Source organism: Faecalibacterium sp. AF10-46 (assembly GCF_003604105.1).
GTDB classification, from domain to species: Bacteria; Bacillota; Clostridia; order Oscillospirales; family Ruminococcaceae; genus Faecalibacterium; species Faecalibacterium taiwanense.
This window is the reverse complement of sequence record NZ_QVGY01000003.1, coordinates 19968-34172: the sequence shown is the minus strand read 5'-3', so window position 1 is coordinate 34172 and position 14205 is coordinate 19968. Positions and strand designations below refer to the sequence as shown.

General features: G+C 54.6%; 9 protein-coding genes and 1 tRNA gene. 8 read left to right on the top strand and 2 right to left on the bottom strand.

Annotated features, from left to right (window positions below; all coding sequences use genetic code 11):
• Positions 1-49 precede the first annotated feature (49 nt).
• Positions 50-2110, top strand: a complete 2061-nt coding sequence (recG, locus tag DWV57_RS04920; RefSeq protein WP_120020157.1) for an ATP-dependent DNA helicase RecG — start codon at positions 50-52, stop codon at positions 2108-2110.
• A 70-nt stretch (positions 2111-2180) separates the two neighbouring features.
• On the opposite strand, the gene DWV57_RS04915 is transcribed toward recG, so the two are convergent.
• The gene (locus DWV57_RS04915; RefSeq protein WP_120020156.1) at positions 2181-2873 is read right to left on the bottom strand and encodes a metallophosphoesterase; all 693 of its coding nucleotides are present in this window, start codon (positions 2871-2873) and stop codon (positions 2181-2183) included.
• A gap of 175 nt (positions 2874-3048) precedes the next feature.
• On the opposite strand from DWV57_RS04915, the gene DWV57_RS04910 reads away from it, so the two are divergent.
• Positions 3049-4389 carry a D-alanyl-D-alanine carboxypeptidase gene (locus DWV57_RS04910; protein WP_120020155.1) on the top strand — a complete coding sequence of 447 codons (1341 nt, stop codon included), beginning with the start codon at positions 3049-3051 and terminating at the stop codon, positions 4387-4389.
• Between the two features lie 78 nt (positions 4390-4467).
• Here the strand turns inward: DWV57_RS04910 and DWV57_RS04905 are convergent.
• Positions 4468-4541 (bottom strand) — tRNA-Gln (locus DWV57_RS04905).
• Positions 4542-4855: 314 nt separating this feature from the next.
• Here DWV57_RS04905 and DWV57_RS04900 point away from each other — a divergent pair.
• From DWV57_RS04900 to DWV57_RS04875, 6 genes are all read left to right on the top strand, one after another.
• Entirely contained in the window at positions 4856-5314 is a 459-nt protein-coding gene (locus tag DWV57_RS04900) for an InlB B-repeat-containing protein (protein ID WP_242959143.1), read from the top strand.
• Positions 5315-5362: 48 nt separating this feature from the next.
• Positions 5363-5584 (top strand): hypothetical protein, encoded by a 222-nt coding sequence (locus DWV57_RS04895; protein ID WP_242959145.1) that lies wholly within the window; start codon positions 5363-5365, stop codon positions 5582-5584.
• Positions 5585-5929: 345 nt separating this feature from the next.
• On the top strand, positions 5930-6472 hold the full coding sequence (locus DWV57_RS04890) for a hypothetical protein (protein WP_120020154.1): 543 nt from the start codon (positions 5930-5932) through the stop codon (positions 6470-6472).
• Entirely contained in the window at positions 6469-7059 is a 591-nt protein-coding gene (gene lepB, locus DWV57_RS04885; RefSeq protein ID WP_120020153.1) for a signal peptidase I, read from the top strand. Before DWV57_RS04890 ends, lepB begins: the two co-directional genes overlap by 4 nt.
• Positions 7060-7074: 15 nt before the next feature.
• Positions 7075-12543: a SpaA isopeptide-forming pilin-related protein gene (locus DWV57_RS04880; protein ID WP_120020152.1), complete on the top strand. Its 5469-nt coding sequence runs from the start codon at positions 7075-7077 to the stop codon at positions 12541-12543.
• Positions 12544-12655: 112 nt separating this feature from the next.
• Entirely contained in the window at positions 12656-14197 is a 1542-nt protein-coding gene (locus DWV57_RS04875; protein WP_120020253.1) for a SpaA isopeptide-forming pilin-related protein, read from the top strand.
• Positions 14198-14205 lie beyond the last annotated feature (8 nt).

The following is a 14205-nucleotide window of genomic DNA, read 5'->3' as shown; positions in this document are numbered from 1 at the left end:
CGGGAAGGTGCTACAATGGCTATACTACTTTGCAAAGGAGCTGATGCCTGTGCCCGCCGAAAACCATACCACCCTCACCCCGGATACGCCGGTGCGCTACCTGAAGGGCGTTGGCCCCAAGACCGCTGAGCGGTTCGAGAAGCTGGGTATCGTGACGCTGGCCGACCTGCTGTGCCACTACCCGCGCAGATATATCGACTTCACCAAACCCTATTCCATCGCCGAAGCGCCCACCGATGTGGAGTGCGTCGTCAGGGCCGAGGTGTTCGCCAAACCCGGCGGGCGTATCCTGCCGGGCGGGCGGCGGATGGAGCGCATCACTGCCGGGGACGATGTGTCCAGTCTGGAGATCACATGGTTCAATAATCCCTATGCCGCCCAGAAGCTGCAGCTGGGGCAGGAATATTATTTTCAGGGCATCGTTACCGGCGGGATGCTGCGCCGCCAGATGGTCAACCCGCAGGTGCGCACCGCCGAGCAGATCAAGGCTTCTCCCTTTGAAGCGGTCTACCCCCAGACCGAGGGCCTGACCAGCAATGCCATCGCCAAGTGCGTGCGGCAGCTGCTGCCCCATGCAGAACTTCTGCCCGACCCTCTTCCGCCGGAAATGCTGGCAAAATACCGTCTGCTCTCCAAGGCAGATGCGGTGCGGGCCATCCACTGCCCTGCCACCGAAGAGCAGGCCTATGCAGCCCGACGGCGGCTGATCTATGAAGAACTTCTGGTTTTGCAGCTGGGCATTGGCCGGATGAAAAACCGGGGTGCCGCTGCCACCGGTGCGCCCATGCAGCTTGCCGACCCGTCCCCGTTCTGGGCCAGCCTGCCCTTCTCCCCCACCGGTGCCCAGCGCCGAGCCGTGAGCGAGATTCTGGCCGACATGGCGGGCGAGACTTCCATGAACCGCCTTTTGCAGGGCGATGTGGGCAGCGGCAAAACGCTGGTGGCGGCTGCTGCCATCTGGGCCTGCATCCGAGCGGGGTATCAGGCCGCGCTGCTGGCCCCGACAGAAATTCTGGCCACCCAGCACGCCGAAGGCCTGAACCGGATGCTTGCCCCCTTCGGGATGCGGGTGGCCCTGCTGACCGGCGGCATGAAGGCCGCTGCACGCCGCACCACCCTTGCCGCCATCCGGAACGACGAAGCCGACCTTGTGGTGGGCACCCACGCCATCCTCAGCGAAGGCGTAGAATTTGCCCGGCTTGGTCTTGCCGTGATCGACGAGCAGCACCGCTTTGGGGTACGGCAGCGCGGAATGCTGGCCGAAAAGGCCGCGAATCCGCACCTGCTGGTGATGAGCGCAACGCCCATTCCCCGCACGCTGGGCCTGCTCATCTACGGCGATTTGGACATCTCCATTCTGGACGAGCTGCCGCCGGGCCGCACACCGGTCAAGACCCGGTGCATCACCGGCCAAAAGCGGCGCGACCTCTACCATTTTCTCGATCAGGAGATCGGGCGCGGACGGCAGGTGTATCTGGTCTGCCCTGCCATCGAGAACACACCGGACGGCGGGCTGAACGCCGTCAAGAGCTACTACGAGGACATTGCCAAAGCCCTGCTGCCGGAGCGCCGGGTAGGCCTGATGCACGGCAAGCTCAAGCCCAAGGAGAAAGCTGCCGTGATGGAGGACTTCAAAGCCGGACGGCTGGACGCACTGGTGTCCACCACCGTCATTGAGGTGGGCGTGGACGTGCCCAATGCCAGCGTAATGGTGATCGAAAACGCAGAGCGCTACGGTCTGAGCGCTCTGCACCAGCTGCGCGGCCGCGTGGGACGCGGTGCAGCGGAGAGCTGGTGCTTCCTTGTCAGCGACAACCAAAGCGAAAACGTACAAAAGCGGCTGAAATTTTTGTGCAGCACCACGGACGGCTTTGCGGTGGCGCAGTACGATCTGGAGACCCGCGGCCCCGGCGACTTTTTCGGCAGCCGCCAGCACGGCCTGCCCACCCTGCAGATCGCCGACCTGATGAACGACACCCGCACCCTGCACGCTGCGCAGGCGGAAGCCGTTGCCATGCTGGCCGACGACCCGCTGCTGGAAGCGCCGGAGCACGCACTGCTGGAACAGCAGGTGCAGCAGATGTTCGAGAAAGCCGGAGCCATGAACTGATCCGGAGGTTTTTTGCGCACAAGCAGCAGCAAATGCAAAAGCCGCTGCACGGCTGGTGCAGCGGCCCCTGTTATCGAACAGAACGCTTTGCGTGCCGTTCGCCCATGCTTATCACATCGCAGAATACGCAGCGGCTTTTGGTGGAAAGCTGGGTATCCTTATGGTAGCAGCCAAAAAACCACTTGTCGTAAGTCAGCTTCAACAAAATTTTATCCAGAAAACTGTGCAGCTGGTTGGTCTCGCCGCTGGCAAGGGCGGTAAAATCCAAAAATCTGCTTGGCGCATCGTGGGTCAGCACATAATCCACTTTGTAATCGCACGCTGCAAGGTTCTCCTCACAAAAGGCGTATTCCTCCTCCGAAGGCATTTCTTCCCTCCACCAGTTCACGCCGGGTTCCCGATCCTCCACATCCTGGCTTTCCGCACCGCCAAAGCACAGGTATTTTTTATTCTCCAATTCCAGCACACTGCCGCGGCACACATGGTACACATTGCCACCCAGTGCCTGCACCTTGCCGCCAAAGCGTTCCTCGGTGGGATACTGCTTTAAAAGGTCGTAGTTTTCGTGGCTGCCGTCCAGAAACAGCAGGGTATACGGGCGCTTGCGCAGCCAATCCAGCTTTTTCTGTTCCTCCTTGCTGTCGTCCCACACAAAGCCAAAGTCGCCCAGTACCACCACGGTATCCCGTTTGCCCAGCCAGCGCAGCTTGCCGTGCTTGAAGCGGTCGATGTCGCCGTGGGTGTCCCCTGTCAGATATACCATTCCTGTCCTCCCTGACCGGATGTGAAATCGGCACAATAAGCCTTGTCACACCCCGCCAAACCTGTTATTATAAAGAATACAGCCTTCCGCTGTGATCTCGTTCTTATCCGGCGCACGGCGCTTGTGCCGTGCTGCCTGTTGTTTTATATTATCGCTTTTTAAAGGAATTGTCCACATGAAACGTATTTTTGCGCTGGTTTTGTCGTTCGCTGTCCTGTTCAGCTGCCTTGTGCTGCCCGCCGGGGCTATGTTCGACCCCACCCCGGTCTATCAGGTGCAGGCACAGAGTGCCTATATCGTCAACACCGATACCAATATCATCGTCTATGATAAGGACAGCACAAAGCAGGTATCCGCCGGTGGTCTGACAAAGTACATGACCATCGCCCTGCTGCTGACCAACTATGCCGACCATCTGGACGACACCTTCCAGATGCCCTTTGCCATCTCGGATTACGTTTATAACACCAACAACGCCGATATGCGCTCCAACGAGACCTTTACCTACCGCGAAGCCATGTACGCCATGCTGACCCGCAACGCCAACGAAGCCGCCATGGGCCTTGCCTATGCCCTTTCCGGCGGCGACCTCGCGGGCTGGGTGAGCCAGATGAACACCCTGTCCCAGCGCATCGGCACCACCGGCAGCACATGGACGGATGCCTGCGGCATCGACAGCGGCAACGTGACCTGTGCCGTGGATATGTACCTGATCCTGCGCTATCTGATGAGCTTTGATGCCTTTGTGGAGGTTTCCGGTGCGCCCAGCTTTACCATGCCCGCCAAAGAAAAACACCGTTCTTCGTCTGTTCTGGTCAGCCAGAACGCCGCGCTGAGCAAATCCAGCGGCGGCAAATACTACCGCAGCGCCATGCAGGGCGGCATGTGCGATGTGACCGCATTCAAAAACGACAGTGGCAATCAGAGCTATGTTTCATGGGCCAATAAGGATGGTGCCACCTATATTTTCTGCGTGATGCAAAGCCCGGACACCTGCGACGATTTCGGCTACGCCAATCGCCGCCCGGCCCTGTGCGAGACCGTGAAGCTGATGGACTGGGTGTTCGACAGCTTTTCCATTCAGGCCGCGCTGGATACCGACCTTACGCTGGCTGAGATCCCGGTGAAGTATTCCTCCGATACCAGCTCCCTGCAGCTGTATCCCGCCGACAGCATGATGACCCTGCTGCCCTCCACCGGCGACGGCAGCGTGACCCAGAAATATTTCCACCTGCCGGATCACGTGTGTGCCCCCGTCCAGCAGGGCGATGTGGTGGGCACCGTGGAGCTGAAGCTTGCCGGTGAGACCATTGGCGTGGTGGACCTGATCGCCGGGCAGGATGTCAGCCGCAACCCGCTGCTGTTCACTGTGGCGCGTTTTCAGGAATTCTTAGGCAGTCTGTACCTCAAAGTTGTAATAACATTGAGTATTATTTCCATCATTATCTACCTTGCGTGGGTCCTTTTGAACAACTGGAACCGCCGCAAGCCCACCAGAAAGATCCGCCGCCGCTGAGCTTTGTACCGTTCAGCCGCATTTTGTGGAAAAGTGACGCAAAAAGCCCCGTCAGCCTTTTCAGGATGACGGGGCTTTTGGTTGCGCCAGCAGGAGTCGAACCTACGATGGGGGAGTCAAAGTCCCCTGCCTTACCGCTTGGCGATGGCGCATCATGCAAGATATTATACCATATTCTTTGTTTTTCCACAAGGGGAAGGTTCCACTTTTCCGCTTTTGCGGCGGCTCTGTGATGCCTTTTGCAGCCTGCAATTTGTGAAAAACCAATTTTTTTCATCATAGCAACAAAATACGCCCATTTTGTTGCACTTTTGTTGCATTATATGTGGTAAATATAGGATTGAATAAACCTCCTCTTCCCGGCTTTTTCGTCTACTGCCTCATGGCGGGGACATCGAGGTCTGTTCTGGTGTTTCCGTTCCCGGCAGGCACCACATCCCAATTCGTCAGGAAAGCGAGGAGTCATATGAAAAAGATCTTGAAAATGCTGGTCCTCGGTCTGCTCAGCGCTGCACTGCTCTGCTGTGCACTGCCCTCTGCCTTTGCCGCAGAAGACAAGGATTCGCAGGTCTACACCATTGGTCTGGATGCCATGGGCGGCAGCAGCTCCGCTGTGGCAGTCACCACCAATCTGAGCGGCAAACTCAGTGCCCTGCCCGCGCAGCCTACGCTGGAAGGCTACACCTTTGACGGCTGGTATACCGAGCCGGTGGGCGGCACAAAAATCAGCACCTCTACGGTGTTTACCGGTGATACCACTGTGTACGCACACTGGACCGTGAAAAATGCCACCACTTCCACCAGCACATCCACACCCGCTCAGCCGGAACAGACCGCGCAGGAATACGATGACGGCCCGGTTCTGAGCGTTCTGGCGGTAGCCGGTGCTCTGATCACCACGCTGGCCGTGGCTGCCTTTATTTAAGTCTTTCCACGCACTGTATCAATTTTATCAATAGAAAGGAAAATCTCCATGTCTACTATGAAACTGCCTGCAAACTATGCCTCCATCAGCGAAGAGGAAATGGTCTATCTGGACGGTGGTGCCAGCGACGCTTACAACAGCTTCCTGAATATCGGTAAGGTGTTCAACGCCATTGCCCGTATCTTCTCCGGTGCAAGCTCCATCATCAACAATGTCAACGTGATCTACCAGTCCTTCCTGACTCTGGGCGATCTGCTGAAGAGCTTCTGATCCGGCTTCTATTTTCATCTGTTTTTCAAGAACTGTTTCCGTTGTGGGGACAGTTCTTTTTGTTTTTAATGCATTTTCAGTCCGGTGTATCCGGCGTAATCGTTTACATCAAAAGAAACAATTTTTTTATTCTTTGGCAAAAAAATGCACAGAAAAAGCATTTTTGTTACGCTTCTGTTGCGCATGTTGTGCTAACATACAGGGTAGAAGTTTATCCATCAAACTGGCGCTGTCACGTCGAAAACTAATATATCAAATGTGGTTTTGTGGTGCGAAAATTTTCGGATTTGTCGAAAGTTTTCGTTCGCCTGATCCGACCACTTTTTGCGGGAGAAATCGATCATTATGCCGGACCGTGAACTGCGGCACATGCGCCGCACCGAATTAGTCGAGATCATTCTGGCGCTCAAGCAGAGCGAGGACCAGCTCCGGGCAGAAAACGCTGCCCTGTCTGCCCAGCTGCAGGAACGGCAGATCCATATTGAAAACGCAGGTTCCATTGCGCAGGCTGCACTGGAGCTGAACAAGGTGTTTGAAGCGGCGCAGGCTGCGGCCGATGAATACGTTGCATCGGTGCACGCAGCAAACAAAAACACCAATGCCGCCGCCAGCGCTCTGCGCGCTCAGGCGGAAGCCGAAGCCCAGCAGATCCTTGCACAGGCACAGACTGAGGCCGCGAACCTGAAGGCCCGCACCCAGCAGCAGTGCGACGCGGAAGTGGAAGCCGCCGCACACAAGCGCGCCCAGACCGAAGCGGACTGCAAGGCAATGCTTGCCCGGACGCAGCAGGAGATCCAACAGCGCTGGGCCGCTTTTGACCATCGGGCCAGCGAACTGCTGGACGGCTATCACAGCACGGAATTCCTGCCGGAGGAGCGTGCCAAATGAAAGAGCAAAAGATCAGGTTCACGCCCATTCCATCCACAGCAGAGGTGGAAGCAGAGCGCGAACGTCTGGCCTACCGCAGCCGTTATATGCGGGTGCTGCGCAGCACGGTCTACACGCTGCTGGTGGTCGCGGCCGTTGCCGTGCTGCTGGCCACCCTGTTTCTGCCGGTGCTGCAGGTCTCCGGCGACAGCATGAACCCCACTCTGCAGGACCGGGACATCATTCTGCTGGTCAAAGGCAGCGACATGAAGACCGGCGACCTTTGCGGATTTTACTGGCAGAACAAACTTCTGCTCAAGCGCATCATCGGCCTGCCCGGTGATGTGATCGAACTGGACGAGGACGGTGTGGTCACTGTGAACGGCCAGACGCTGGATGAGCCCTATGTAGATGAACTGGCTCTGGGCGAATGCGACATCAAATTTCCCTATCAGGTGCCGGAAAACCGGTATTTCGTACTGGGTGACCATCGGGCCACCTCCATTGACAGCCGCAGCAGTGTGATCGGCTGTGTGGAAAAAAGTCAGATCGTGGGCAAGGTTTTTTTGCGGGTATGGCCCTTATCCAGCTTCTGGTTGATCCCCTAAGGAGGTTTAGGAATCATGCGGGATATTGTGAAAGAATATCAGGAAAAGTTCCGTCGGAACCACCAGCGCGCCAGACGCTATACTGCGCTGCTGCTGGCACTGGCGCTTACCACCAGCCTGTTCGTGAACTGGCAGCTGCACGGCGTGGGCATTGCCAAAACGGCCGAATATCTGTGCGGCGAGCTGGAGCATGAGCACACCGCTGCCTGCTATGAAAAGCAGCTGGTGTGCGGCTATGAGGAAGGCGAACCGGAGGACTGGAACGCCACTATGACGGACGACGGCATGTCTTTTGATGATACGTTCGGCATGGATGATGATGCGTTCGGCGTGGATGCGGATGATCCCGGCATTGCAGCCTATTCCGCAGAGCCGGAGTACATCTTTGTGCCCCATGAGCACACCGACGACTGCTACCAGGAAGTGCAGGAGCTGACCTGCCTGGAAGAAGAGCACACCCACACCGACGACTGCTTTGACCCTGAGGACGGCAGCCTGATTTGTGATCTGTTCGAGCACACCCACGACGACAGCTGCTACACCACCACCTATGAGCTGGTGTGCGGTCTGGAAGAGGGCGAGCTTGTAGAAGAAGTGAACCCCGATTATGACCCGGTGGCCCTGTTTGAGGAGCCGGTGGCCGCAAAGCCCGTGGTGGTCGATCCTGTGATCGAGACCCCGGTGCACCACCACACCGATGCCTGCTACGAGGAAGTGCTGGTCTGCGGCCTGCCGGAGCATCACCACACGGTGAACTGCCTGTCCGACCCGATGGACGACACGCAGGACGAGGACGAATGGCTGGACAAGACCGGCACGGCCCTGACCGGCATGTGGAACGAAGACCTGCTCACCGTGGCACAGGGTCAACTGGGCTATGAGCAGAGCGAGAAAAATTTCAAGCTTGATACCGATGACGGCGAGACCCTGCGCTACTACACCCGCTACGGCCAGTGGTACGGCAACCCCTACGGCGAGTGGGACGTGATGTTCCTGTCCTACTGCCTGAACTATGCAAATATCCCGCAGAGCGCGATCCCGCAGCGCGCCAGTACGCTGGCCCTGCGCAGCGAGCTGCGTTCCACCGGTTATCTGCTGGACCCGGACAGCGACATTGCGGCCTATGAAATGGACGCAGACATGTCTGTTACTGGCCTGCAGCCCGGTGATATCGTGTTCTATAACGCCACCACGACCGAGACGGTCGCTGTGGCAGACGAGCCGCAGATCGAGGACCTTTCCCCGGATGCTGACACCGAGCTGCTGCAGGCTTTGAGCGCCCCGGCAGCGGCCGAGCCGCAGACCGAAGAGCGCACTGTCTCGTGTGAGACCGTGGGCATCGTGTCGGCTGTGGACGAAGCTTCCGGCACGCTGACGGTCATCTCCGGCAACGTGGACGGCAAGGTGTCCGAGGTGTCCCTTGCGCCGTCCCAGCTCACCGGCATGATCCCCGTGGCATCTGTGCAGGCCGCGGAGAGCGGAGCGGATACGATGGATGGCACTGATCTTGATTTTTCAAAGATGCTGAATGGTTCTCAGTATGTGACCGATTTCAAGATTCAGAAGCTGCAGGACTCCGACTACTCTGACGTCACAGAGAGTACCGTAACCGATAAGCTTCATGGCTTTATCGATCTGCATGATATCCCGGCTGACCGCATCAAGGACAATAATTATAAAGTATATGTCCCGATTCCAGAGGGTCTCGACAAGCTGAATAATGGCGGCGCTGAAAAAGGCAGTCTGAAGGACTCCTCTTATTCCGGCCCCAACGGAACCATCTGTGGCACCTACGAGTTCGTGCAGGATGCCGACGGAGACTGGTATGTTGTCTTTACTTATGATAAAGATTACATCAACCAGCAGGAAACGACGAAAGACAGTAAAGTCAAAACCGACGTTTCTTTCGATTTTCAGTGGGATACCGCTAAAATCAGCACAGATGAATCCAATAAGTTCACCATTAACGGCAAAGACATCACGATCACGATCAAGGATCAGAGCGAAGATAAGCCGTCCGATAAAAAGAACTATTCCCTGTCCAAGGACGCTGGCTCTCTGCGTTATGATAGTCATGATGCCTACATTGACTACACGGTCACGCTCAAATCAAAGGATGACATGGCTGCTCCTTTGACCCTGACCGATGCCTTGCGTTGTCCTACCAATGCCGACTTCCAGTATACTGGTACGCCGGATGTTTCTGGTTCGAACGGTGCGTCCAACACAACCGTTTCCTGGACGGATGGGACTGACTCCAGCACAAAAACCATCACACTGGGACAGGAGGGCGAGACCCTCGCTGCAGGAACCTATACGATCACCTATCAGGTAAAGGCTACTAACTTCGGCAATGTTGACTACGTCAACAACGAGAAGGTCAAAAACACTGTCACTTTTAAGGACACCAGTAAAACGAAAGAGACCTCTCTCACCACAAAATTGATCGACAAGTCCGGCAAGCTTGAGAATGGCGAGATCATCTGGACCGTGAAGATCAATATCGATCAAGATGACACCTCTCTGCGCTATCTGCCGAAAGATGCCAAGTTTACTGATACGCTTCCTGATGATCCCATTGACAATAAGATCACTGTCACGAAGGATGGAGAATCCACCGATGTCACACTGGACAACACCATCTATGACAACAGCAGCAAGCTGCTTACTTATCCTCTGGAAGAAGGTTTCCATTCTTACGAGATCACCTACCGTACCAAAGCACCTGAAAACACCTCTGAATCCGAGACAATCGTCAATAACACCGGTGAGATCAAAGGTACCGGTATCAATGGTTCCGACTCTTCCAACGTGAAAATTCCTTCTACCCTGCTGAGTAAGCAGTTGGAAAACGGCAGTCATGATACCCAAACCGCAACTATGGATTGGGTCACAACTGTCAATGCAACAGACCTTAACACCCTCGTCTATTACGATTGGAGCAGCACCCGCTGGGATGCCGACACTTCCAAGAGCGTCCGCCTGCAGCAAATCGTTGCTGACAGCGTACACGTTTTTGATGCATCCGATCTTGAAGTAACCGACAAGGTGACCATCAACTATCAGTATTCGCGCACCGAAAACGGTGTTGAAGTCGGACTGTTCTCGGTAGATTTCAAAGAAAAGAACATTCAGGGGCCTGCAACCATCAAATATCAGACCACAGCCGATTTGTCTTGGGTGGCATCTGGCACACGCTGTCAGATCACGAACTACGGACAGCTGAATCAGGGCGATATTGTTTCGGATGTGTATGATTTCACCAACTCTTCCGAGCAGCGTAAATACTTCCGGAAGATTGCAGGCGATTCCAGCAACTGGAACAAAACAGAAGACACCATCACCCTGAAACCCGGACAGAAGATTCCGTGGACGATTGCTATAAACGATACCACGGATGAGGGTCTTGTATGGGATGCTGAAAAAGACAAAGAATGGGTCGTTAAGGACCTCATCCCTGCCGGCCTGAATCTGGATGAGAGCAGCGTCCGGGTCGAGCTGAACGGTAACACAGTTTCGAGCAGTTACTATACTGTTTCTGCTAAAAAACAGGCAGACGGCAGCACCAAACTGGTGGTCACACTTCAGCCCGAGTGCTATACGCTTACAGTCAATGGGAACAAAACGCTCAGCAAACGTGTTTTTATCACCTACGACACCACACTGGACCCTGATAACACAGAGGTCTGGAACGGTGGCAATGTTGCCTCCTTTGTCAACAACGCTACGTTCGAGCGGAACGGCGAACAGAGCGGCAGTGATTCCTTTAAGGAAACTGTCACCCGAAATGTTGTGGGCAAACACGGCAACTATGATGAAGCAACCGGCCTTCTGACCTATCAGGTACAGGTCAATCCTAACAGCGTCACACTGAACAATGGCGTGTCGTTGACTCTGTATGATTTCATGTCTGTTCCGGATGGTCTGTACAGCAAAGATGGTACCACCTCCGACCGTGTAACATTGGCAGGTGTCTCTGTCTTTGAGGGTGAGCTGCAGGCAGATGGCTCTCTGGAAGCAACGACTTTCCTCAAGGATCTCGCCCCGATTGAAGGAGATTACGACAGCAGCTCTGCTCCGAATAACGTTACTGAGAATACCTACTACACCAAACGGAATAAGGATCGAAACCAGATTCAAGTCTGGACGAAGGTACCAGACGGCAAGGCTTTGGTTCTGGTTTTCCACTATACGGTCAATACCAAGAATCTGCCCGCTAAGAACTATAAGTTCAAGAATACCGTGCAGTTGGAGGGCTATAATTCTTACGTCGATGAAAATGTAGATTTCACGAGCGATTCTTCCGGTAACGCAGGCATCGATTTCAACACCAACAATGTTACGATCGTGAAGTACTCCGGTACCCAGAGCAATCTGCTGTCGGATGCAAAGTTCCAGCTGGAAGCCTATGATAATGGCCAATGGACTGATGTAAAGCAGTATGTCACCTCTCAGAGCGGCAATTCCGTCATGTCCGGTCTTACGCAGGATACGCTTTACCGTCTGCATGAAACCGCTGCGCCGGAAGGTTACCTGCTGCCAGACCCCACTCCGTATCACTATTTTGTCATTTCCAAAAATGCCTATACCTTGCCGACAGATTCGGGCTTTGTCGAAGGCCGTGACTCCTTCGCCCTCTACAAGCTGGGTGAAAATGAGTCGTTCGGAAGCTTTTACTACTACTGCAACAACACCCCCAAACCCCACTACGTCAAGCCCGGAAGCCTGAAGGTGACCAAGGTCTGGCAGGACTCCAACGGTGATGAGATCACCGATAAGTCCATTCTGACTGTGCTGAAGCCGGTCAATGTAAAGCTGGTCAAACACGCTAAAAAAGCGGTTGTGACATTTGTTGGTACAAACGGCTTCTCTTATTCCTGCTCTGTTTACCGCAACGGCAGTATTACTGTTAGCTGGAATGGTTCCCAAGAGTTTACTGCCACCCCAGAAACCGCTGATAACGCCACAATCACTCGCGCAGACTCCACTAACGGAAATGTTTATATTACCAATATCAAGGGTGATGTCACAATTCAGGTCGAATCTCCTTTGGATAGCTGGTTCCCATCTGCTGTGGCCTGCAATGAGGGAACCTATACGCGGGAAGATTTCATTTATGCCTACCCGATTACAGAGCTGCGCTATGATAACAAATGGACCTATACCTGGAGCGACCTACCCACCAGCGAGGACGGCAGCATCTGGTACACGCTGGAAGAGGTTTCCGCTACCGATGGCTACACCACCTCTTATGTGATCGGCAGCGGCGAGGCCTCGGAGAGCTGCCCGCAGATCACGCTTACCCCGTCGGAGGGTGTCAATGCGCAGGTGGTCAACCGCTCTACGCAGTCCGGCGAATACGTACTTCCCTCTACCGGCGGGGCCGGTACCAAACTGTATACAGCAGGCGGCGGCGCGCTGATGCTTGCCGCTCTGGTGTGCGGGGTTTGCAGAAAGCGCAGACGCGAAAGGAGGGCACGTTAAAAAGCCTGCATCCTTCCTGACACGGCGGCAAAATTGATTCTGCGCCGGAAGCAGACCCTGAAAATAGGAATCAGAAAAATCAGAAAAACTTGAAAGGAGACTTTCGCAAATCATGATGAAGAAATCAATCAAAAAGCTGCTGGCCGCACTGCTGGCAGTTGCCATGGTGTGCGCCATGGCAGTACCCGCGCTGGCGGACGACGCCGCTACCGCTGCTGCTGGCACTGGCAGCATCACCATCAATAATGCTGTTCCGAACCAGACTTATACGATTTACCGTATTCTGGATCTGGAGTATCACGCAGATACTAATTCCTATCTTTATAAGGTCGCTTCTGGGTGGGAGAGCTTTGTCAAAGCGCATTCTACTGACTTGGAGTTGAATGAGACCACTCGTGTTGTTACATGGAAGAACTCTAACAGTGACGATGGCAGTTCTGTTATTCAGAATCTTGCAAATGAAGCAGGAACTTACGCTAAAGATTCCACCAATCATATCACAAAAGCAGGCCAAAAGAATGCTGCCGCCATTACTGTTAAATTTACCGATCTGCCCCTTGGCTGGTATCTGGTGGTTTCTGATCTGGACAATGGCGCTATCTGCTCCATTGGTACTACCGCCACGAATGCAGTAATCGAAGAGAAGAACAGCAAGCCCACTATCGAGAAGGAAGTTTACGAAGGTAATAAATCTGGCTATAGCAATGATGCCGGTATTGGTGACACTGTGAATTTCTACACCAATATTTATGTGACCGATGGTAAGCCCACCAAATACGTTCTGCACGATACCATGACCAGCGGGTTGAACTTCGACCCTCAATCTGTTAAGGTCTATCTCCACCGTGATCGTGCCGGTAACGATAACAAATTCAGTAATTATCTCACCGCCAATACTGATTATGAGCTGGTAACTTCTACCAACGATAACTGCACCTTTGAGATTAAGTTCCTCAAGCCGCTGATGCCTTACGATTCCATCCAAGTGACCTACAGTGCCACTGTTACCGCTGATGCAGTGATTGGCACTAAGGGCAACGACAACGATACCGTTCTGGAATACGGCAACGACAGCAAAACCGAGCACTCCACCACCAAGACCTACGTCTGGGAGATGGGCGTGCGCAAGTTTGCAAACCTCGGCGCATCTAATAAAGACCACCCTCTGGAAAATGCTGAGTTCAAGCTGTATAAGGGCGCTGACGCAAACAAGAAGTACGCGGCCTTCTCTACCGCCACCACCGTGGATGGTACTTCCGTCTACAAGCTGACTGGCTGGGTGGACAGTGAAACCGCTGCCACCGCCGTTGTTACCCCCGCTTCCGGCAACATCAAGCTGGAAGGTCTGGACGCTGGCACCTATTATCTGGAGGAGACCAAGGCTCCTGTTGGCTACAACAAGCTGACCGATCCTATTACGGTTGTGATCGATCGCGGCACTCTGCCCACTAAGGCAGGTGAATCCGTTTCTTACACTGTTAAGTACGGCGAGACTACTGCCGCCGACCATATTGTTCGCGTTGAGAACAAGGCCGGTGCTGTGTTGCCCTCCACCGGCGGCATGGGCACTACCCTGTTCTATGTGGTCGGCGGCGGCCTGATGGTTGCGGCCATCGTTCTGCTGGTCACCAAGAAGCGCATGGAGAACAAGTAAGCTCCATT

Coding starts and splice junctions, on each gene's coding strand:
- DWV57_RS04915 (WP_120020156.1), bottom strand. CDS start 2,873: ATGGTATATCTGACAGGGGACACCCACGGCGACATCGACCGCTTCAAG.
- DWV57_RS04900 (WP_242959143.1), top strand. CDS start 4,856: ATGAAAAAGATCTTGAAAATGCTGGTCCTCGGTCTGCTCAGCGCTGCA.
- DWV57_RS04895 (WP_242959145.1), top strand. CDS start 5,363: ATGTCTACTATGAAACTGCCTGCAAACTATGCCTCCATCAGCGAAGAG.
- DWV57_RS04890 (WP_120020154.1), top strand. CDS start 5,930: ATGCCGGACCGTGAACTGCGGCACATGCGCCGCACCGAATTAGTCGAG.
- DWV57_RS04880 (WP_120020152.1), top strand. CDS start 7,075: ATGCGGGATATTGTGAAAGAATATCAGGAAAAGTTCCGTCGGAACCAC.
- DWV57_RS04875 (WP_120020253.1), top strand. CDS start 12,656: ATGATGAAGAAATCAATCAAAAAGCTGCTGGCCGCACTGCTGGCAGTT.
- lepB (WP_120020153.1), top strand. CDS start 6,469: ATGAAAGAGCAAAAGATCAGGTTCACGCCCATTCCATCCACAGCAGAG.
- DWV57_RS04910 (WP_120020155.1), top strand. CDS start 3,049: ATGAAACGTATTTTTGCGCTGGTTTTGTCGTTCGCTGTCCTGTTCAGC.